Consider the following 19,303-nt stretch of genomic DNA (forward strand, 5'->3'; position numbering starts at 1 on the left):
AACCGCGGCCCGAGAGTCGGAGCGCGACCGATGAGCGGCGCGGGCGGGCCGACGCCGCCGTCCAAGCGCGTGGTCGGCCTCGACGCACTCCGCGGGTTCGCGCTGCTTGGGATTCTGGTCGTCAACGTCCGGCTGTTCTCGATGCCCGAGGTCGTACTGTTGAATCCGACGGCGTACGGCGACTTCGCGGGCGCGAACTACTGGGCGTGGTTCGCGGGCCACGTGCTCGTCGAGCAGAAGTTCATCACACTGTTCACGCTGCTGTTCGGCGGCGGCATCGCGCTGTTCGTCCGCAACCGCGAGCGCCGCGGCGAGCCCGCGCTCGCCCTCCACCTCCGGCGGTCCGGCTTGCTCGTCGCGTTCGGCCTGCTGCACGCCTACCTGCTGTGGTACGGCGACGTGCTCGTCGCGTACGGCGTCACCGCGCTCTGGGTCGTCGGCGCGCGCCACGAGCCCGCGCGGCGGCAGGCGGTACTCGGGCTCGGCCTGCTCCTCGTGCCGTCCGCGACGGAAGTCGCGTCCGCGCTGTTCGCGGACCTCTCGGCGTTCGCGCAGACGTGGCGGCCGGCCGAGGCGGCGCTCCGCGCCGAAATCGAGACGTACCACAGCGGCTGGCTCGCGCAGCTGGCCCACCGCGTGCCGACCGCGTTCGAGCGACAGACCAGCGGCTACCTCGCGTCGACTGGCTGGCGCGTGAGCGGGTCGATGCTGCTCGGGATGGCGCTGTTCGAGTGGGGCGTCCTGACGAACGACCGCTCGGAGCGGTTCTACCGGCGGCTCGCGGCCGTCGGCGGCACCACCGGGCTCGCAGTCGCGCTCGCCGGCGTCTGGTACGTCGAAGCGAGCGGCTGGACGCCGGCCGCTGGCTTGCTCTGGCGGCAGTTCAACTACTGGGGGAGCCTCCCGCTCGCCGGCGCGTACGTCGCGGTCGTCATGCTGTACGCGCGACGGCGGCCCGACGGCGTGCTGACGCGGACGCTGGCCGGCGTCGGCCGCACCGCGTTCAGCAACTACCTCCTCCAGAGCGTGCTCGCCACGGCCGTCTTCTACGGGCACGGCCTCGGGCTGTTCGGGCGCGTGACGCGGTTCGAGGCGCTGGGCGTCGTCGTCGCCATCTGGGCCTTCCAAGTGGCGCTGACCGTGCTGTGGCTGCGGCGCTATCGCTACGGGCCGATGGAGTGGCTCTGGCGCACGCTCACGTACGGCGAGCGCCAGCCGCTCAGCGCCGGGCGCGAGGACGACCGCTCGGCGTAGTGCGCGTCGCCCCTCCGCGCCGCGAACCACCGGCGTAGTTTCATCCAGAATACACATTTGGGTGGCGGTGCAACGGCCGTCTATGCAGTCCCCGGACCTGCAGACCCTCCAGACCGCGTATCGTCGGTACGGCCCCGGAACGGACCGCGACGACCTCGCCGCGGGCTACGCGGCGGCGACCGGCGCCGTCCTCGTGGCGGCGCTGTACGCCGCGTCCGTCTGGGCAATCGACGCCGAGGTCGTCGACCTCGGCTGGACGCCGTACTTCGCGACAATCGAGTACAACTGGGCCGTCTACGCCGCGACGACCGGGTTGCTGTTCGCCGTGCCAGCGGCGTTCCTCGTCGGCGTCGCCGGGTGGCGAATCGCCCCGGCCCGGAGCGCGTTCCGCGGGGCGGTCGTGGGCGCGGTCGGCGCCGTGGCGGCGTACCTCGTGGCGTTCGTCCCGCTCGCGGCGGGCGCCGTCGCGGCCGGCGGGGTCGCGAACCCGTTCGAACTGGCGGCGGTCGCCGTCGCTGCCGCGCTCGTGCTCACGTGGTGGCTCGCGGTTCCCGTCGGCGGGCTCGTGGGCGTCGTGTACGCCGCTCGCCGCCCGAAAGCGGCGTAGAATCACGCTCGTTCTCTCCGTGACGCGACGACCGACGGCTTACTTCAGGAGCCGCTGGGCAATCGTGTTCCGGAGCACTTCGCTGGTGCCCTCGTAGATTTCGTTGAGCTTCGCGTCCCGGTAGTAGCGCTCGACGGCGAAGTCCTTCGTGTAGCCGTAGCCGCCGTGAATCTGGATGCCCTCGTTGGTGACCTCCCGGCTGATTTCCGAGGCGTAGAGCTTCGCCTGCGCGGCGTCCTTGATGAAGTCCTCGCCGCGCATCTTCTTGTCCGCGGCGCGGTGCATCAGCAGTTTCGCGGACTGAATCTTCGTGTCCATGTCCGCGAGCTTGTGCTGGATGGCCTGGAAGTCGCTGATGGGCTGGTCGAACTGCTCGCGGGCCTGCGCGTAGTCGAGGCTGTCGTCGAGTGCGGCGCGCGCCAGCCCGATGGAGCGCGCGGCGATGGTGATGCGGCCGCCGTTCAGCGTCTCCAGGGCCTGCCGGAAGCCGTCGCCCTCCTCGCCGACCAGCCGGTCGGCGGGCACGCGCAGGTCGTCGAAGCGCAGTTCCGCGGTCGGACAGCCCTTGTCGCCGAGCTTGTCCTCGGTGCCCTCGACGTAGAAGCCGTCGTCCTCCTCGGGGCGCACGACGAACGACGAGATGCCCTCGTGGCCGGCGTCCGGGTCGGTCTTCGCGAACAGCGTCACCGTGTCCGCGACGCTCCCGTTCGAAATCCAGAGCTTCTCGCCGTTGATGACGTACTCGTCGCCGTCCCGCTCGGCGGTGGTCTCCATCGCGGGGACGTCCGAGCCCGCGCCCGCCTCCGAGAGCGCGAACGCGCCGACGTCGTCGCCGCGGTTCATCGCCGCGAGGTACTCCTGCTTCTGGTCCTCGTCGCCGTACTGGTAGAGGACGTTCCCCGCGAGGCTCGTGTGCGCCGCGACGACCGTGCCGAGGCCGCCGCTCCCGCGCGCGATTTCTTCGAGGGCGAGCGCGTACGAGTGGTAGTCCAGGCCCGCGCCGTCGTACTCCTCGGGGAACGGCATCCCCATCAGGCCGAGCTCGCTCATCTGGTCGACGAGGTCCTGCGGGAACTCGTCGTCGTGGTCGATGTCCTCCGCCCGGGGAATCACTTCCTCGTCGACGAAGTCCGAGACCATCTCCTTGATTTGGCGCTGCTCGTCGCTGAGGCTGAAGTCCATACGCGAAACTTGCCGGGTCGTTCCTTTAGCTTTCTCATAAGCGTGGCCGACCACAGGGAGGCCACGTTACGGCGAGCGGGGAGCGCAGCGACCCGCGAGCGGCGTGGCCGAGCGCGGCGAGGCCGCGTTTCCGCGAACGCGGAGCGAAGCGATGCGTGAGCGTCGTGTTCGACCGGAGCGAACCGTGGTCTCCTGTGCGGCGAGCGCCGAGAGTCGCGAGCAGCGCGGGGGACGTGTCGGTTCGTCGGGCTGACCCCCGTCCCTTTTTGCGCGTGGTCCCCGTAACGGGGGTATAGCGATGGTCGGAGGCCAACAGTCCCCACAGCCCGCGGCCGACGAGCGCGCGTGGTGCCACGACGCCGTGCAGGACGTCTCCCGCACGTTCGCGTTGACTATCGACGCGCTCGAAGAGCCGATGGCGACCCGCATCTGCGTCGGCTACCTGCTGTGCCGGGTTGCCGACACCGTCGAGGACGCCACGTCGATACCGCCCGCCGAGCAGGCCGAACTCCTGCGGACGTACGACAGCGTGCTCGACCCCGCCGACGAGACCGGGGTCGCGGCGTTCCGCGAGGACGTGGAGCCGCACCTGCCGGCCGAACTGGACGCCGACTGGACGGTCGTCGCGGAGGCGCCCCGCGTCCTGCGGGCGTTCGAGAGCCTCGACGCGGACGCGCAGGCCGCGATTCGGCCGACCGTCCGCGAGATGACGACGGGGATGGCGTCGTTCGTGGAGCGGTACGCCGACGACGGCGGCCTCCGCATCCAGTCCGTCGAGGAGCTAGAGGAGTACTGCTGGTACGTGGCCGGGACCGTGGGGGAGCTCGTCACGGAGCTGCTGGCGGCGGACGCCGCCCGCGAGGACGCGGCGACGATGCGCGAGCACGCGCGGTCGTTCGCCCTCCTCCTGCAGCTCGTGAACGTCGCGAAGGACGTCCGGCCGGACTACCACGAGGAGAACAACGTCTACCTGCCGGCGTCGTGGCTGGACGAGGCGGGCGTCGAGCCCGAGGCGGTTGCGGACCCGTCGAACGCGGCCGGCGTGGGCAACGTCGTCGAGCGCGTCGTCGACCGCGCTCGGGGGTACGCCGACGGCGCGCAGCGGTGGCTGGAGGCGATGCCGACGACCAGCGGGAACACGCTGGCGGCGTGGACGGTGCCGTACCTGCTGGCGGTCGGGACGATGCGCGAGCTCCGGGACCGACCCGGTGACGTCGTCGAGGACGGCGACGTGAAGGTCTCGCGGGCGGAAGTCCACGCGGTGCTGGCGCGGGTCACGGGCGACTTCGACCGCGCGGCGCTGGATCGCCTGCGCGAGCGCATCGCCACCCAGTCGCTGGCCTGAACCCGGAACGCGTTAGTCGCTGCCGCCGCCACCACTTCTTATGGAGACTGTCGCCGACGTCGTCGCGAGTCTCGACGACCCGGACCAGCCGGTCGTGCGCGCCGACCGCGTCCACGACGCCCGCGAGTTCCGGTCGCAGACGTACAAGACCGGGAACGCGCTCCGCCACTGCGGCGTCCGCGAGGAAGCCGGCGTCGCGATTCTGGACGTGCCCGCGCCCGAGGCGCTCCAGACGTTCCTCGGGTCGGCGCTGCTGGGCGCGACCGTGGCGTTCGGCCCCGACCGCGTGGTCGAGGCGCGCGTGCTCGCGGGGCCGACCGTGGAACTCGGCGAGTACGACCTGCCGCCGGGCGGCCAGCGCGTCGGCTGGGGGGAGCCGCCCGCGGACCCGTCGTGGACGTACTTCGAGCGCGATGTCTGGAGCGAGAACCCGACGTTCCCGGAGCCGTCGGTCACGGCGGAGACCGAGTTGCTCGCCGGCGTCACGCACGGCGCGGCCGTCGAGGCGGCCCGGCGCGTCGCCGAGGAGTACGACGCCGAGGACCGCGTCGCGGTGCGCGCGCCGCTCGCGGAGCGCGGGACGGTCGTCGCCGGCGTGCTCGCGCCGCTGCTCGCGGGCGCGTCGATAGTGCTGCCGCCCGCCGGCGGCGCGGGGACGGTCGCGGTCGCGACGGATGACGCGCCCGAGGACCGCGTGGTCGCGCCCGCCGACGCCGCGCCGTCGCCCGACGTGTGAGTGGGTACCACTCTCGCGGAACCGCTATTATCCGGGGGTGAAATGGGGGAGACGTGCCAGACGCAGTCATCTACTGGGGCGGCCGAGCCTCCACGGGCGCGGCCGAGTCGGAGCGCGCCGACGGCGCCCCCGAGGGCGACGAGCGCGACGGCGACACCCGACGCGACACACATCGAATCGCGGCAGCGAGCGGCAGCGAATCGAGCGGCGACGCGGTGAGCGAGTGATTCCCGGGCCGATACTCGAAGTCGGCGACGACCTCGTGTTGCGGACCGTCGAACGGGAGGACGCGGCGTTCCTCCAGCGGCTGTTCACGGACCTGTACGCGCGCCTCGGCGTCCACGCCGGCGGCCACAAGAGCGAGGCCGAGGTCGAGGAGTTCGTCGAGGAGGAGGTCGAGGACGACGACAACGCCGCCTACCTCGCGTGCGTGGACGGCGAGGACGCGCCCTACGACCACCCGGACGACGACGAGACGACACCCGTGGCGTTCGTGTTCGCGAGTCACGTCGACCGCGACCGCCCGGGGCTCGTGCTGTGGGTGCCCGAGGAACACCGCGGCGAGGGCTACGGCGCCGCCGCAATCGACCTCGCGCTGAAGGGGCTGTTCCGCACGTACGACGCCCACACGGTCGGCGCGGAAGTGCTGGAAGGCGACGACTACACCCGCGAGGCGTTCGAGACGGTCGGCTTCACCGACGAGGGCCGCGGCCGCGAGGTGTGGTTCGCGGAGGGCGCGTACCAGGACGCCGTCGAGTACGGCTTGCTCCGCGAGGAGTGGGAGGGTCGATGATGCCGGGGCCGGTCGTCACCGAGGGCGAGCGCGTCACGTTCCGCACCGTCGAGCGCGACGACGCGGCGTTCCTCCAGCGCTCCTGCACCGACCCCCGCATCCGGTACTCGCTGGGGTCGATTCACCACCGCTCGCGCGCCCAGCAGGAGGAAGGCATCGAGAACTGGATAGAGAGCGAGGGCACCGCGACGTTCGTCGCGTGCGACGACGCCGCGGACGCGCCCCGCGGCCACCCCGACGACGACGAGACGACGCCCATCGGGAGCTTCAACGCGCGCCACGTGGACGGCGACCGCGTGTGGCTGTCCTACTGGCTGCTCCCCGAGTACCACGGCGAGGGGTACGGCCGCGACATGGCCGAGACGGGCATCGACTACGTCTTCGAGAACTACGACGTCCACGGCATCACCGCGGGCGCCTACGAGTTCAACGACGCCTCCCGCGGGCTGCTGGAGGCGATGGGGTTCACGCAGGTCGCGCGCCGCCGCGAGTCCCGGTACATCGACGGCGACTACTACGACGAGGTGCGCTACGACCTGCTGCGCCGCGAGTGGGCCGAACAGTAACCCTTTTTTGCGCGTGCTCGGTCGGTGTGGGCCGTGACCGCGACGACCGCGCGCTGCCTGATTCGCGACCTCGACGAGCTGCTCGTCGAGGAGGTCGCCGACCCCGACGAGGGCCGCGTCTACCGGCCGCTCGGCCGCGACGTCCGCGCGGACGAGTCCCCGGAGGAGGCCGTCCGCGAGGCGTTCCGCGAGACGCTCGGCGTGGACCTCTCGTGGGTGACTGTACTCGGTGACTACGACGGCGTGCGCGTCTTCGAGGCGAGCGTCGACGACAGCTGGCTGTACGACGAGACCGGCGTCACCGTCTACGACCCCGACACGGAGGAGACGACGCGGCTGGCGTGGCTCCACGTCGAGGACTTCGAGAAGTACGGCGAAGTGCTGCGCCCCGAGGGCCTGCTCGACGACCTCTGACTACCGCGCGTTCTCGATGGCCTCGACGGCGTCGGGGTTCTCGATGCTGGAGAGGTCGCCGACGTCCTCGCCGGTGTACGCGCCCTCGATGGCGCGGCGGATGATCTTCCCAGACTGGGTCTTCGGGAACTCCTCGACGAACAGCACCTCGCGGGGGCGGAACGGCTTCCCGAGTTCGGCGCCGACCTGCTCGCGGAGGGCCGCACGGAGGTCGTCCCTCGCCTCGACGCCGTCTTCGAGAATGACGTACGCGACGACGGCCTCCCCGGTGGTGTCGTCGGGGACGCCGACCGCGGCGGCCTGATTGACGGCGTCGTGGTCGATGAGCGCGCCCTCCACCTCGGCGGGGCCGACCTTCCGGCCGGCGACGTTGATGGCGTCGTCCGCGCGCCCGTGCAGGAACCAGAAGCCGTCCTCGTCGACCTGCGCCCAGTCGCCGTGGTTCCAGACGTCCTCGAAGCGCGACCAGTACTCCTCCAGATAACGCTGGTCGCCGCTCCAGAGGCTCTTGGTCATCGCGGGGTTCGAGGAGCGCGCGACGAGGTAGCCGCGCTCGTGGGCGTCCCTGATGGAGTTGCCGTCCTCGTCCACCACGTCGATGTCCATGCCGAGGCCGGGACCGCCGAGCGTGCAGGGCTTCAGCGACTGGATCGGCATCGGCATCAGGAAGCAGCCGAACACCTCGGTGCCGCCGGAGATGTTGATGATGGGCGTGTCCCCGCCGCCGACCTTCTCGTAGAACCACGCCCAGCTCTCGGGGTCCCACGGCTCGCCCGTCGAACCCAGCAGGCGCAGGCTGGAGAGGTCGTGGCCCTCCAGCCACTCGTCCCCATATTTCCGGAGCGCGCGAATCGCGGTCGGCGAGATGCCTAACTGGGTGACGCCGTGGCGGTCTATCAGCTCCCAGAAGCGGTCGGGCTCGGGGTGGTCGGGCGCGCCCTCGTACATCACGATGGTGCCGCCGAACGCGTGGTTGCCGACGAGCGTCCACGGCCCCATCATCCAGCCGATGTCCGAGACCCAGAAGAAGCGGTCCCCCGGTTTCTGGTCGAACCCGAAGTGAATCTCCTTCGCCGGCTGGACGAGCGTGCCGGCGTGCGTGTGGACGATGCCCTTCGGCTTCCCCGTCGTCCCCGACGAGTACAGCAGCATGCAGGGGTCGCTGGCGTCCATCGAGCGCGTCTCGAAGTCGTCGTCCTGCGTCTCGACGGCTTCGTCCCACCACTCGTCGCGGCTCTCGTCCCACGGGATGTCTGCGCCTAATCGGTCGTAGACGATGGTGTGCTCGACGTGGCCTGCCTGCTCGATTGCCTCGTCGGCGGTCTGCTTGAGCGTAATCGGGTCGCCGCGGCGGTAGAAGCCGTCCCCGGTGAACAGCACCGAGCACTCCGCGTCTTCGATGCGCGTGGCGGTGGCGTCAACGCCGAACCCGGAGAAGATGGGGACGGCGATGGCGCCGACCTTGAAGACGCCGTAGAGGATGCTCTGCACCTCGGGGACCATCGGCATATAGAGGCCGACCGTGTCGCCCTCGCCGACGCCGCGCTCGACGAGCGCGTTCGCGACCTGATTCGCCTGCCGGTGGAGGTCGTGGTAGGTCTGCTGGCGGACCTCGCCGTCCTCGCCCTCCCAGATGCAGGCGACGTGGTTGCGCGTGCCCGAGTCCACGCGGGCGTGGCGGTCCACGGTGTTGTGCGCGACGTTGAGCTTCGCGCCCGGATACCACTCCGTGAACTGCGGCCCCTCGCGGCTCGCGGCTGCGCCGCTCGCTCCTTCCGGGGCGCGTCGCGCCCCGCTCTCGTCTCGCACTTCGTCGAACTCCTCGTAGAACTCCAGCCCGAGATAGCCAGGGAGTTCGCCCCAGAACCAGTCGAGGTCGGAGGTGGTTCGGTCGACGAGCTCGTCGTAGTCCGCGATGTCGTACGCCTGCATGAACTGCCAGACGTTCGTGGACTCGACGAACTCCTCGGCGGGTCGGTGGACGATTTCGTCCACTTCGTCGAGGGTGTCCATGTGTGGCAACTCTTGCCTTCCCGTGAAAGGTGTTTCGCAGCTTCCGGGGCTGACGCCGGGAACGCGACCTGTGGCCACGTACGCATCACAAACGTTATTAAAATATCCACCGTTCGTTCGGCTAATAAATGAGCGCTGACGGCCGCACGACCGACCGCGGGAGCGTCGCCACGATAGTGGTAGTTGCGTCCGTCGCGGCCGTCGTCGTCGCCGGCGCGCTGTGGCTGGTCGCCGCCCCGGAAGCCGCCAGCCAGCCAGTCGGCGCGGACGCCAGCGAGCAGTACGCCAGCATCGACGGCGTCACCGCCACGGAGACGACGGTCGTCGAGCGCGGGAACCGGACGAGCCGGACCGTCGCCGAGGTGGCGTTCCGGCCCGGGACCGACGAGCGCCGCAGAACGGTCGTCGACGGCAGCGAGCGCTACGAGGTGACGGTGTCGAACGGCTCCGTGCTGTGGCTGTACGACGACGCCGGCGACCGCGCGAAGCGCGTGCCGCTCTCCGAGATGTCCGAGGACGGCGTCGGACGGGGCGACCGCATCGAGGGGCTGTTCGCCGCGCTGAACGTCACGCAGCGCTCGGCGTCGGCGAGCGCGTCGGCGTCCGGGGTCGCGCCGCTGCCCGTCGTCCCGAGCGCCGCGAGCGGGCCGAACGCGTCCGCGGACGCGGCGCTCGGCGTCGAGTACGACGGCACGACGAGCGTCGGCGACCGCACGGCGTACGTCCTCCGGCTCGCGCCGCAGTCCGACGCCGCCGCCTACGAGCAGACGCTGCTGGTGGACACCCAGCGTTTCTTCGTGCTCGAACAGCACACCGAGTGGGTAGACGACGGGACGCGCGTCGCCGTGCGCACGACGTACACGAACGTCACCTTCGACCCCGGCCTCGGCGAGGACGCGTTCACGTTCGACCCGCCTGCGGACGCGACCGTCGAGCGCGTGGACACCCCGGAGACGACGACCTACCAGAGCGCGGCGGCGCTCCGCGACGCGACGAACGTCTCCGTGCCGTCGCCCGACGTCCCGGCGTCGTTCCGGCCGACGTACGCCTCCGAGACGACCGGCGAGGTCCACGGCGTCGGCCTCCGGTACGTCAACGAGACGTCCCGCATCACGGTCGCGAAGTACAACCGAACGTTCCCCGTGGACGGCCACCGCACGGTCGAAGTCGGGGACCGTGAGGCCGCGGTGACGTACGGCCCGACGGCGTCGGTGTCGTGGAACTGCGGCGAGTACCGGTACACGGTGCGCGGACAGGGGGTTCCCGCGTCGGTGCTCGTGGAGGTCGCGCGCTCGGTCGGCTGCGACGCGTCGGCGGCGTGATATTTTAGTCCCGGGGCTGCGAACGGCCGCGCGTGACCCGAGCCCTCCTCACAGCCCTGTTGGTCGCCAGTATCGTCGCCGCCGGTGGTGGTGCGGCCGCCGCGCCCGACGCCAGCGTGGTCGCGCGCTACCCCGCGGAGAACGGGTCGATGACCGAGACGCCGGTCGTGACTGCCGACGACGTCGCCACCGCAGAACAGACGCGGACCGCGAACGGCGGCGTGGGCGTCGCCGTCACGCTCACCGACGGGGGCGCGCAGTCGTTCACCGAAACCCTCGTCGACGCCGGGTTCACGTCCGAGAACGGGACCGGGAACTGTCCCGCCGACGGCGCCGAGCGCAACGACGAGGGCTACTGCCTGCTCACCGTCGTCGACGGCGACGTCGTCTACGCGGCGGGACTAGCGCCGACGCTGGCGGAGAACGTCGAGCGCGGCGGGTTCGCCGACGACCCGCGGCTGTTGCTCACCACCGCTACGGAGTCGAACGCCACCCGGCTGGCGCGAGCGTTCGGCGCGTCGCCCGAGAACGCGACCACGGCGCGCACGCAGACGGCGACCGACGACTCGACGGCGACGAGCGCGACCACGACGAACACGACGGAGACCAACAGCCCCGGGTTCGGTGTCGGGGCGGCGGTGGTCGCGGTCGCGGTCGCCGCCGGCGCGCTGTTCCGCCGGTGACCGGCGGCCCCGCAAACGCTTTTCCGGGGGGCGTCCGAGGGTAGGAGTATGTACGCCCGCGACGCGAAGAAACACGAGGAGGTGTGGCTGCTCGACCGCCTCGACGAGTTCGGGTTCGAGGACCCGGCGTTCCGCTCGCGGGACTACGTGCTCGCTATCGACGGGGAGACCAACGAGCGCGCCGGGTTCGCGCGGCTTCGCGTCCACACGACCGACGACGGGTCGGTCTGCGAGTTCACGAACATCGGCGTCCGCGAGGAGTGGCGCGGCCGCGGCGTCGGCGCGAACCTCCTCGAACACCTCGTGGAGGACGCCAGCGACCAGGGCTTCGAGGCGGCGTACGCGCTCACCGACGAGCCGGCGTACCTCGCGCAGTTCGGGTTCGAGCGCGTGCCCGCCGAGGACCTCCCGGAGCCGCTCCCGGACCGCCTCGACGCCACCCGCGAGTACCAGCCCGACGCGGTGCCGGTGCGGCTGGCGTTCGCGGACTTCGAGATTCCCCAGCGGCTCCGCGAGCGGTTCGCCGAGCGCGAGGCGGATAGCGACGACGAGACCGAGCCGCCGGAGTCCGCCGAGGACTTCGGCATCGACCCGGACTCGGCGACGTACAAGTACGACACCGGCGGAACGTAACAACACACCGACAGTTACTTCTCCGGCGGCCGCGACCCGACGGTCATGAGCGAGTCCTCCGCGCTCGACGGCGTGCGAACCGCGCTGTCCGGCATCGCCTTCGCCCTGCTCGGTCTCCAAGTGACCCTCGTCGGCCTCTTCGACGGCGGGAGCTTCCTCGTGGTCGTCACCGGGCTGGCGCTGTCGCTGGGCGGCGCGCTCCGAACGACGGGGGCGGCCGGTCCCCGATAACGCACGAACTAAGGCGCCGTCCGCCGTCGCTCCAATCATGTTCGACGACGAGGACCTCGCGGAGATTCGCGACTCCCGCGAGGAGTGGGAGGCGGAGTCGCTGTCTCCCACGCTCGACCGGTTCGGAGAGCGCAAAGACGAGTTCCGCACGGACACCGGCGGGCAGTCCGTCGACGCCCTCTACACCCCGAAGGACGTCGCGGACCTCGACTACGAAGAAGACCTCGGGTTCCCGGGCGAAGACCCGTACACGCGGGGCGTCTACCCGACGATGTACCGGGGGCGGCTGTGGACGATGCGCCAGTACGCCGGCTTCGGCACGCCCGAGGAGACCAACGAGCGCTTCCACTACCTCATCGACGAGGGCCAGACCGGCCTCTCGATGGCGTTCGACCTCCCGACGCAGATGGGCTACGACTCCGACGCCACGATGGCCCAGGGTGAGGTCGGGAAGTCCGGGGTCGCCATCGACACGCTCCGGGACTTCGAGAAGGTCTTCGACGGCATCCCGCTGGACGAGGTGTCCACGTCGATGACCATCAACGCGCCCGCCAGCGTCCTGCTGGCGATGTACATCGCGGTCGGCGACCAGCAGGGCGTCGACCGCGAGGAGCTTCGAGGGACCATCCAGAACGACATCCTCAAGGAGTACATCGCGCGCAACACCTACATCTTCCCGCCGGAGCCGTCGATGCGCATCATCACGGACATCTTCGAGTTCTGCGCCGAGGAGACCCCGAAGTTCAACACAATCTCCATCTCGGGCTACCACATCCGGGAGGCGGGCGCGACCGCCGCCCAGGAAATCGCGTTCACGCTCGGGGACGGCATCGAGTACGTGGAGACCGCGCTCGACGCCGGCCTCGACGTGGACGAGTTCGCGCCCCAGCTCTCGTTCTTCTTCAACGCCCACAACAACATCTTCGAGGAGGTGGCGAAGTTCCGCGCCGCCCGCCGGATGTGGGCGAAGATTATGGAGGAGCGCTTCGACGCGCAGAACCCCAAGAGCAAGCAGCTGAAGTTCCACACGCAGACCGCGGGCTCGACGCTGACCGCCCAGCAGATCGACAACAACATCGTGCGCGTCGGCTACCAGGCGCTCGCCGCGGTGCTCGGCGGCACGCAGAGCCTCCACACGAACGGGAAGGACGAGGCGCTGTCGATTCCGACCGAGGAGTCCGTGCGGACTGCGCTCCGGACTCAGCAGATTCTCGCCCACGAGTCCGGCGCCGCGGACACCATCGACCCGCTGGCGGGGAGCTACTACGTCGAGAACCTCACCGACGAGGTGGAGGCAGAGGCCCGCGAGATTCTCGACGACGTGGAGTCCCGCGGCGGGATGCGGCAGGCCGTCGAGGACCAGTGGGTGCAACGGCAGATTCAGGACGTGGCGTTCGAGCGCCAGCAGGAAATCGAGGAGGGAGAGCGCGTCATCGTCGGCGTCAACGAGTTCGAGGTCGAGGACGACGAGCCCGAGGTGGACATCGAGGAGGTCACCGAGGAGGACGAGCGCCGGAAAGTCGAGCAGGTCGAGTCCGTGAAAGCCGAGCGCGACGAGGAAGCCGTCGAGGCCGCGCTCGCGGCCCTGAAGGACGCCGCCGAGGGCGACGAGAACGTGATGCCGTACATCGTGGACGCGGTGAAGGCGTACGCCAGCGTCGGCGAAATCTGTAACGCGCTCCGGGACGTGTTCGGCGAGCACCAGCCCGGCGCCGCGCTGTAGACCCGGCCGGCGTCGCCGCGACACCCCGTATTATGTGGCTCGCGCGCGGGATTGAATACATGTTCAACGACAGCGGCTGGACCGCCGACGACCTGCCCGACGAGTCCGGGCGCACCGTCGTCGTCACGGGCGCGAACAGCGGCATCGGCTACGAGGCGACGAAGGCGTTCGCGGCGCGCGGCGCGCACGTCGTCATGGCGTGCCGGAGCGTCGAGCGCGGCGAGGACGCCAAGCGGGAAATCGAGGCCGAGTACCCGGGCGCGTCGCTGACCGTCCGCGAACTCGACCTCGCGGACCTCGACTCCGTGGCGGCGTTCGCCGACTGGTACGAGACGGAGTACGACTCGCTGAACGTGCTCGCGAACAACGCCGGCGTGATGGCGATTCCGCGCTCGGAGACCGCCGACGGCTTCGAGACGCAGTTCGGCGTCAACCACCTCGGGCACTTCGCGCTCACCGGCCGCCTCCTCGACGTCCTGCGGCGGACCAGCGGCGAGACGCGCGTCGTCACGCAGTCCAGCATGGCCCACGAGAACGGCGACATCGACTTCGAGGACCTCCAGCACGAGCAGGCGTACGACAAGTGGGAGGCCTACGGCCAGTCGAAGCTCGCGAACCTCCTGTTCGCGTACGAACTCGACCGCCGGCTGCGCGCCGCGAACGCCAGCGTCACCAGCGTCGCCTGCCACCCCGGGTTCGCCGCGACGAACCTCCAGCTTCGCGGCCCCGAGGCCGAGGGGTCGCGGCTGCGCCTGCTCGCGATGAAGGCCGCCAACGCCGTGCTCGCGCAGAGCGCCGAAGCCGGCGCGTGGCCGCTGCTGTACGCCGCAGCCCACTCGTCTATCGACGGCGGCGAGTACGTCGGTCCCGGCGGCCTGCTGAACGCGCGCGGCCACCCCGAGGAACAGCAGTCCAACGAGCGCTCCCGCGACGAGGCGACCGCGCGCCGCCTCTGGTCGGTCTCCGAGGATCTCACCAGCGTCTCCTTCGACCTGCCCGCACCGGCCGACGACTGACGCGACCGGGCGCGCGTCGGAGCCTTGATTGTCCGCGGCCGGCCACGTTCCCGCATGCACGTCGATCACATCGGCGTCGTCACCGACGACGCGGACGCCCTCGCGGAACTGTACGGGACGCTGTTCGACGCGCCCGCCGTCCACGAAGAACTGCTGGACGGCCTCCGGGTCGTCTTCCTCGAACTCGGCGAGAACAGCTACTTCGAGCTACTCGAACCGGTCGAAGCCGACACCGACGTCGGCGCGTACCTCGACCGCGAGGGGGCGGGCATCCACCACGTCGCGCTCGCGACCGAGGACATCGAAGCCGCGCTCGCGACGGCCCGCGAGGCGGGCGTCGCTCTCATCGACGAACAGCCACGGGAAGGCGCGTGGGGACACGAAATCGCGTTCCTCCACCCGCGGGACACGGGCGGCGCGCTCGTGGAGTTCGTCCAGCACTAGCCGTCGAGAATCGCGGCGACGTGCGGGCCGACGGCGTCCGGCGGGTCCGCGGCGTCGAACCACCGCGCTTCCAGAATCTCCTCGGACAGCGCGAGGTCGCGCTCGGCGGTCTCGCCCTCGAAGAACACCCACAGGCCGGTGACGCCGTCGCCGTCCTCCACGAGCGCGAACGACTGCTCGATGACGCGCGCGACGCCGGTCAGCGAACACGTCGCGCCGACGTCGTCGTGCACGCGGAACTTCGCCGTGTCCTCGTGGGACTCGCCGCGCTCGGTCGAGCCGCCCGGGAAGTCCCACGCATCGGGGTGGTCGCCGTAGCGCACGAGCAACACCTCGTCGTCGTGGCGGAGGACGACGCGCGCGCCACCCAGCGACCCCGCTTCGGCGGCCTGCAGGCAGTCGGTGTAGACGGCGCGCGGCACGACCGTCTCCTCCTCGACGACGTCGAACGCCCCGTAGTCTCGTTCGAGGCCGGCGAGCCGTCGACGAACCCGGTTCCAGCCGCTAGACGACACGGGAGCACCAAAGGAATCCTCCGGTTTAGTTCGTTCGGCTCCGAGAGACGCTTACGATTCCGTCTGCGGGCGATTACTCGTCGGGCTACGGCGCCGGCCCGAAGCTCTCGACTTTCGCGGCGTCGGTGTCGAAGCCGGCGGCGTCGAGCGCGTCCACCGCGGCCTCGCAGAACCCCGCGAACCCGTAGACGAACGGCACGGCGTCCGCGGGCCCGGTCAGCGACTTGACCGCGGCGTCGACGCCGTCCGCGACGAAGACGACGCGCGCCCCGGCGTTCGCGAGCGCCGCGAGCCGGTCCTCGTGGACGGGTTCGTCGTCCTGATAGACGACGGTGACGTCGGCGCCGTCCGCGAGCGCGCGCTCGCCCACCGCGACCGCCGGCCCGACGCCGGGGCCGCCCGCGAGCACGACGACGCTGTCCTCGCCCTCGTAGTAGTCGTCGCCGAACGGCCCGGAGACGACGACCTCGTCGCCGGGGTCGCGCGAGGCCAGCCACGGGCCCAGCGTCCCCTCGGGGTCGACTTCGACCGTGATCTCGAAGGTCTCCTCGACGTCCGGCGAGGAGAGCGTGTAGAAGCGCCCCTCGCGCTCGCCCTCGAACTCGCCGAACACCTGTACGAACTGGCCGGGTTCGGCCGCGAACCCGTCGGGACTCTCGAACACCACGGCGACGGTGTGCGCGCCCGCGTCGCGGACCGCCCGAACCGAAACTGCTGTCTCGTCCATGCGCCGAGTTCGCGCCGACGACCCAAATGGATTCGCTTCCCGGCCGACCGACCCCGCGTGCGCCCCCGTCGTGACAGAACGACAACCCGAGAATCGGAAGTTCCCGGTAGACACGCGGGCGTAACGCGCGCGTGCAGCGGCCGTCCATCACGGCCCCCGAATCTATCATGGACGAATGACCAATTATATCGCTCTCTCGCCGAGAATCGGCTGTTTCGGAGGGTCGTACGGCTTCAGAAGCCTTTTTGCAGGGGGCACGGCTACCCCCACTCACATGCACGACGACCTGAACTGGGCCATCGGCGGCGAAGCCGGCGATGGAATCGCGTCCACCGGGAAAATTTTCGCGCAGGCGCTGTCCCGCGCGGGTCGCCACGTCTTCACCTCGAAGGACTTCGCGTCCCGAATCCGCGGCGGCTACACCGCGTACAAGGTTCGCACGTCCGTCGACGAGGTGCAGAGCGTCGTCGACCGACTCGACGTCCTCATCGCGCTCACCGAGCGCACCGTCGACGAGAACCTCGACGAACTCCACGACGACTCCGTCATCATCTTCGACGGCGACCGCACGGAGTTCTCGGACTTCGAAGCCCCCGACGACACGGTCGGCCTCGACGTCCCCCTGAAGTCGCTGGCCGAGGACGCCGGCGGCGCCATCATGCGCAACATCGTCGCGCTGGGCGCTGTCTGCGCGGTCACCGACTTCCCCATCGAGAACCTCGACGAGTCCCTGGAGAAGCGCTTCGGGAACAAGGGCGAGAGCATCGTCGAGAACAACAAGGAGGCCGCCCGGCTCGGCCACGAGTACGTCAACGAGGAGTACGCCGACGTCCAGGCCACCTACGAGCTTGAGACCACGGACAACGACTACGTCCTGCTGAACGGCGACGAAGCCATCGGCATGGGCGCCATCGCCGCCGGCTGCCGGTTCTACGCCGGCTACCCCATCACGCCCGCGACGGACGTCATGGAGTACCTCACCGGCCGCATCGACCAGTTCGGCGGCCACGTCGTCCAGGCCGAAGACGAGCTCTCGGCCATCAACATGGCGCTGGGCGCCGCCCGCGCCGGCGCTCGCGCGATGACCGCGACCTCCGGCCCCGGCATCGACCTGATGGCGGAGACGTTCGGCCTCGTCGCCACCAGCGAGACCCCACTGGTCATCGCGAACGTCATGCGCTCGGGCCCGTCCACGGGGATGCCCACGAAGCAGGAGCAGGGCGACCTCAACATGATGCTGTACGGCGGCCACGGCGAGATTCCGCGGTTCGTCCTCGCGCCCACGTCGGTCGCGGAGTGCTTCCACAAGACCGTCGAGGCGTTCAACCTCGCCGAGAAGTACCAGCTGCCCGTCTACCTCACCGCCGACCTCTCGATGGCGGTCACCGAGCGCACCTACGAGCCCGACGAGTTCGACATGGACGAGGTCGAAATCGACCGCGGGAAGCTCGTCGACGAGGACGAGATTTCGGCGTGGCAGAACGAGAAAGACCAGTTCAAGCCCCACGCCGTCACCGCCGACGGCATCAGCCCGCGCGCGGTCCCCGGGACCGAGGGCGGCGTCCACATGTCCACCGGCCTCGAACACGACGAACTCGGGCGCCGGACCGAGGACACCGAGGTGCGCGTCGAACAGGTCGACAAGCGCAACCAGAAAGTCGAGACCGCCGAGGAACGCGAGGACTTCGACTACCGCGAGTTCGGCGACAGCGACGCCGACAGCCTCGTCATCTCGTGGGGCTCCAACGAGGGCACCATCGTCGAAGCGCTCGACTACCTCGACGACCTCGACGTGCGCGTGCTCTCCGTGCCGTACATCTTCCCGCGACCCGACCTCACCGACGACGTGCAGGCCGCCGACGACGTGGTCGTCGTCGAGGCCAACGCCACCGGCCAGTTCGCGGACGTCGTCGAACACGACACCCTCGAACGCGTCGACCGCATCAACAAGTACGACGGCGTCGACTTCAAGGCGGACGAACTCGCCGACGAAATCAAGCAGACACTGGAGGCCTAACCCAATGAGCTCAGAGAACGTCCGATTCACCGACTTCAAGTCCGACAAACAGCCGACGTGGTGTCCGGGATGCGGCGACTTCGGCACCATGAACGGCATGATGAAAGCGCTTGCGGAGACCGGCAACAGCCCCGACGACACCTTCGTCGTCGCCGGCATCGGCTGCTCCGGCAAAATCGGGACGTACATGCGCTCGTACGCGCTCCACGGCGTCCACGGGCGCGCGCTCCCGGTCGGCACCGGCGCGAAGCTCGCCAACCCCGACCTCGAAGTGATGGTCGCGGGCGGCGACGGCGACGGCTACTCCATCGGCGTCGGCCACTTCATCCACGCCGTCCGCCGGAACGTCGACATCACGTACGTCGTCATGGACAACCGCATCTACGGCCTCACCAAGGGGCAGGCCTCCCCGACCAGCCGGCCGGACTTCGAGACCTCCACCACGCCGGAGGGCTCCAAGCAGCAGCCGGTCAACCCGCTCGCGCTCGCGATGTCCGCCGGCGGCTCGTTCATCGCCCAGAGCTTCTCCTCTGACGCGATGCGCCACACGGAAATCGTCAAGGAAGCCATCGAACACGACGGGTTCAGCCTCGTCAACACGTTCAGCCCGTGTGTCACGTTCAACGACGTCGACACCTACGACTACTTCCGCGACAGCCTCGTTGACCTCTCCGAGGAAGACGACTACGACCGCCACGACTACGACCAGGCCAAGGACGCCATCCTCGACGCCGACAAGGAGTACATGGGCGTCCTCTATCAGGACGAGAACTCCACGCCGTACCACGAAGCCCACGGCGTCACCGAGAACATGGCCGAGATTCCCGACGGCGCCCCCGACGGCGCCACCGACCTCGTTCGGGAGTTCTACTAACGCACTTTTTGCGCTGCGGGCCGCCGGAGGCGGCCCTCGGCAAAAACTTGCGGAAAAAGCGCCGTCGGACCCCGCTCCGGGGGTCCTCGGCGCCCGCGCTCGCTGCTCACGGCTCGCGCGGTGAACGGCGCGCTACGCGCGCCGATGCTTCTCTCTCCCGCTCTGTCGGCTCCTGTACAGCACCGCCGCCGTGTTTATCGTTGCCGGC

21 protein-coding genes are annotated in these 19,303 nt (G+C 70.0%); 17 read left to right on the forward strand and 4 right to left on the reverse strand.

All coding sequences use genetic code 11. From position 1 onward, the window contains the following. Positions 1-30 precede the first annotated feature (30 nt). Together ABSL23_RS07500 and ABSL23_RS07505 are read left to right on the forward strand one after the other, a co-directional pair. On the forward strand, positions 31-1,254 hold the full coding sequence (locus ABSL23_RS07500) for a DUF418 domain-containing protein (protein WP_353635237.1): 1,224 nt from the start codon (positions 31-33) through the stop codon (positions 1,252-1,254). 82 nt (positions 1,255-1,336) lie between these two features. Then, the gene (locus ABSL23_RS07505) at positions 1,337-1,861 is read left to right on the forward strand and encodes a hypothetical protein (protein WP_353635238.1); all 525 of its coding nucleotides are present in this window, start codon (positions 1,337-1,339) and stop codon (positions 1,859-1,861) included. 39 nt (positions 1,862-1,900) lie between these two features. Here ABSL23_RS07505 and ABSL23_RS07510 read toward each other — a convergent pair whose 3' ends face one another. Then, the gene (locus ABSL23_RS07510) at positions 1,901-3,043 is read right to left on the reverse strand and encodes an acyl-CoA dehydrogenase (RefSeq protein ID WP_353635239.1); all 1,143 of its coding nucleotides are present in this window, start codon (positions 3,041-3,043) and stop codon (positions 1,901-1,903) included. 298 nt (positions 3,044-3,341) lie between these two features. Here ABSL23_RS07510 and ABSL23_RS07515 point away from each other — a divergent pair, with 298 nt between their 5' ends. Genes ABSL23_RS07515 through ABSL23_RS07540 form a run of 6 tightly spaced genes read left to right on the forward strand, consistent with a single transcriptional unit; the run spans position 3,342 to position 6,897 of the window. Further along, positions 3,342-4,388 carry a phytoene/squalene synthase family protein gene (locus tag ABSL23_RS07515; protein ID WP_059055895.1) on the forward strand — a complete coding sequence of 349 codons (1,047 nt, stop codon included), beginning with the start codon at positions 3,342-3,344 and terminating at the stop codon, positions 4,386-4,388. 40 nt (positions 4,389-4,428) lie between these two features. Next, positions 4,429-5,124 (forward strand): hypothetical protein, encoded by a 696-nt coding sequence (locus ABSL23_RS07520; protein WP_353635240.1) that lies wholly within the window; start codon positions 4,429-4,431, stop codon positions 5,122-5,124. 53 nt (positions 5,125-5,177) lie between these two features. Further along, positions 5,178-5,351: a hypothetical protein gene (locus tag ABSL23_RS07525; protein WP_157533975.1), complete on the forward strand. Its 174-nt coding sequence runs from the start codon at positions 5,178-5,180 to the stop codon at positions 5,349-5,351. Further along, positions 5,348-5,917, forward strand: coding sequence for a GNAT family protein (locus ABSL23_RS07530; RefSeq protein ID WP_353635241.1), 570 nt, complete (start codon positions 5,348-5,350; stop codon positions 5,915-5,917). The genes ABSL23_RS07525 and ABSL23_RS07530 overlap by 4 nt, the downstream gene beginning before the upstream one ends. After that, complete coding sequence (locus ABSL23_RS07535; protein WP_353635242.1) at positions 5,914-6,483, forward strand: GNAT family protein; 570 nt, start codon at positions 5,914-5,916, stop codon at positions 6,481-6,483. The genes ABSL23_RS07530 and ABSL23_RS07535 overlap by 4 nt, the downstream gene beginning before the upstream one ends. A 33-nt stretch (positions 6,484-6,516) precedes the next feature. Next, positions 6,517-6,897: a hypothetical protein gene (locus ABSL23_RS07540; RefSeq protein ID WP_353635243.1), complete on the forward strand. Its 381-nt coding sequence runs from the start codon at positions 6,517-6,519 to the stop codon at positions 6,895-6,897. On the opposite strand, the gene ABSL23_RS07545 is transcribed toward ABSL23_RS07540, so the two are convergent. Beyond that, positions 6,898-8,910 carry an AMP-binding protein gene (locus tag ABSL23_RS07545; RefSeq protein ID WP_353635244.1) on the reverse strand — a complete coding sequence of 671 codons (2,013 nt, stop codon included), beginning with the start codon at positions 8,908-8,910 and terminating at the stop codon, positions 6,898-6,900. It lies immediately after the preceding gene. A 128-nt stretch (positions 8,911-9,038) separates the two neighbouring features. Here ABSL23_RS07545 and ABSL23_RS07550 point away from each other — a divergent pair, with 128 nt between their 5' ends. Genes ABSL23_RS07550 through mce form a run of 7 tightly spaced genes read left to right on the forward strand, consistent with a single transcriptional unit; the run spans position 9,039 to position 14,962 of the window. Then, the gene (locus ABSL23_RS07550; RefSeq protein ID WP_353635245.1) at positions 9,039-10,232 is read left to right on the forward strand and encodes an outer membrane lipoprotein carrier protein LolA; all 1,194 of its coding nucleotides are present in this window, start codon (positions 9,039-9,041) and stop codon (positions 10,230-10,232) included. A gap of 32 nt (positions 10,233-10,264) precedes the next feature. Next, positions 10,265-10,915: a hypothetical protein gene (locus tag ABSL23_RS07555; RefSeq protein WP_353635246.1), complete on the forward strand. Its 651-nt coding sequence runs from the start codon at positions 10,265-10,267 to the stop codon at positions 10,913-10,915. A 48-nt stretch (positions 10,916-10,963) separates the two neighbouring features. Further along, positions 10,964-11,548 carry a GNAT family N-acetyltransferase gene (locus tag ABSL23_RS07560; RefSeq protein ID WP_353635247.1) on the forward strand — a complete coding sequence of 195 codons (585 nt, stop codon included), beginning with the start codon at positions 10,964-10,966 and terminating at the stop codon, positions 11,546-11,548. A gap of 45 nt (positions 11,549-11,593) precedes the next feature. After that, a complete protein-coding gene (locus ABSL23_RS07565; RefSeq protein WP_353635248.1) occupies positions 11,594-11,779 on the forward strand; it encodes a hypothetical protein in 186 nt (61 codons plus the stop codon). Between the two features lie 37 nt (positions 11,780-11,816). Beyond that, a complete protein-coding gene (locus ABSL23_RS07570) occupies positions 11,817-13,502 on the forward strand; it encodes a methylmalonyl-CoA mutase family protein (protein WP_353635249.1) in 1,686 nt (561 codons plus the stop codon). A gap of 59 nt (positions 13,503-13,561) precedes the next feature. Beyond that, entirely contained in the window at positions 13,562-14,518 is a 957-nt protein-coding gene (locus ABSL23_RS07575; protein WP_353635250.1) for an oxidoreductase, read from the forward strand. Between the two features lie 54 nt (positions 14,519-14,572). Beyond that, positions 14,573-14,962: a methylmalonyl-CoA epimerase gene (gene mce, locus ABSL23_RS07580; RefSeq protein WP_353635251.1), complete on the forward strand. Its 390-nt coding sequence runs from the start codon at positions 14,573-14,575 to the stop codon at positions 14,960-14,962. On the opposite strand, the gene ABSL23_RS07585 is transcribed toward mce, so the two are convergent. Further along, entirely contained in the window at positions 14,959-15,477 is a 519-nt protein-coding gene (locus ABSL23_RS07585; protein ID WP_059055919.1) for an NUDIX hydrolase, read from the reverse strand. The genes mce and ABSL23_RS07585 overlap by 4 nt on opposite strands. An 85-nt stretch (positions 15,478-15,562) precedes the next feature. After that, positions 15,563-16,204 (reverse strand): FAD-binding oxidoreductase, encoded by a 642-nt coding sequence (locus ABSL23_RS07590; RefSeq protein ID WP_059055921.1) that lies wholly within the window; start codon positions 16,202-16,204, stop codon positions 15,563-15,565. Between the two features lie 274 nt (positions 16,205-16,478). Between ABSL23_RS07590 and ABSL23_RS07595 the strand changes: the two genes are divergently transcribed. Beyond that, positions 16,479-18,221 (forward strand): 2-oxoacid:acceptor oxidoreductase subunit alpha, encoded by a 1,743-nt coding sequence (locus ABSL23_RS07595; protein WP_353635252.1) that lies wholly within the window; start codon positions 16,479-16,481, stop codon positions 18,219-18,221. Positions 18,222-18,225: 4 nt separating this feature from the next. Further along, positions 18,226-19,095 carry a 2-oxoacid:ferredoxin oxidoreductase subunit beta gene (locus tag ABSL23_RS07600; RefSeq protein WP_059055925.1) on the forward strand — a complete coding sequence of 290 codons (870 nt, stop codon included), beginning with the start codon at positions 18,226-18,228 and terminating at the stop codon, positions 19,093-19,095. Positions 19,096-19,303 lie beyond the last annotated feature (208 nt).

The organism is Halobacterium sp. NMX12-1 (genome assembly GCF_040435975.1).
Classification (GTDB): Archaea; Halobacteriota; Halobacteria; order Halobacteriales; family Halobacteriaceae; genus Halobacterium; species Halobacterium hubeiense.

Bases quoted from the DNA above. Each gene is read 5' to 3' on its own strand.
- ABSL23_RS07500 (WP_353635237.1), top strand. From the start codon at position 31: ATGAGCGGCGCGGGCGGGCCGACGCCGCCGTCCAAGCGCGTGGTCGGC.
- ABSL23_RS07505 (WP_353635238.1), top strand. From the start codon at position 1,337: ATGCAGTCCCCGGACCTGCAGACCCTCCAGACCGCGTATCGTCGGTAC.
- ABSL23_RS07510 (WP_353635239.1), bottom strand. From the start codon at position 3,043: ATGGACTTCAGCCTCAGCGACGAGCAGCGCCAAATCAAGGAGATGGTC.
- ABSL23_RS07515 (WP_059055895.1), top strand. From the start codon at position 3,342: ATGGTCGGAGGCCAACAGTCCCCACAGCCCGCGGCCGACGAGCGCGCG.
- ABSL23_RS07520 (WP_353635240.1), top strand. From the start codon at position 4,429: ATGGAGACTGTCGCCGACGTCGTCGCGAGTCTCGACGACCCGGACCAG.
- ABSL23_RS07535 (WP_353635242.1), top strand. From the start codon at position 5,914: ATGATGCCGGGGCCGGTCGTCACCGAGGGCGAGCGCGTCACGTTCCGC.
- ABSL23_RS07545 (WP_353635244.1), bottom strand. From the start codon at position 8,910: ATGGACACCCTCGACGAAGTGGACGAAATCGTCCACCGACCCGCCGAG.
- ABSL23_RS07550 (WP_353635245.1), top strand. From the start codon at position 9,039: ATGAGCGCTGACGGCCGCACGACCGACCGCGGGAGCGTCGCCACGATA.
- ABSL23_RS07560 (WP_353635247.1), top strand. From the start codon at position 10,964: ATGTACGCCCGCGACGCGAAGAAACACGAGGAGGTGTGGCTGCTCGAC.
- ABSL23_RS07565 (WP_353635248.1), top strand. From the start codon at position 11,594: ATGAGCGAGTCCTCCGCGCTCGACGGCGTGCGAACCGCGCTGTCCGGC.
- ABSL23_RS07570 (WP_353635249.1), top strand. From the start codon at position 11,817: ATGTTCGACGACGAGGACCTCGCGGAGATTCGCGACTCCCGCGAGGAG.
- ABSL23_RS07575 (WP_353635250.1), top strand. From the start codon at position 13,562: ATGTTCAACGACAGCGGCTGGACCGCCGACGACCTGCCCGACGAGTCC.
- mce (WP_353635251.1), top strand. From the start codon at position 14,573: ATGCACGTCGATCACATCGGCGTCGTCACCGACGACGCGGACGCCCTC.
- ABSL23_RS07590 (WP_059055921.1), bottom strand. From the start codon at position 16,204: ATGGACGAGACAGCAGTTTCGGTTCGGGCGGTCCGCGACGCGGGCGCG.
- ABSL23_RS07595 (WP_353635252.1), top strand. From the start codon at position 16,479: ATGCACGACGACCTGAACTGGGCCATCGGCGGCGAAGCCGGCGATGGA.
- ABSL23_RS07600 (WP_059055925.1), top strand. From the start codon at position 18,226: ATGAGCTCAGAGAACGTCCGATTCACCGACTTCAAGTCCGACAAACAG.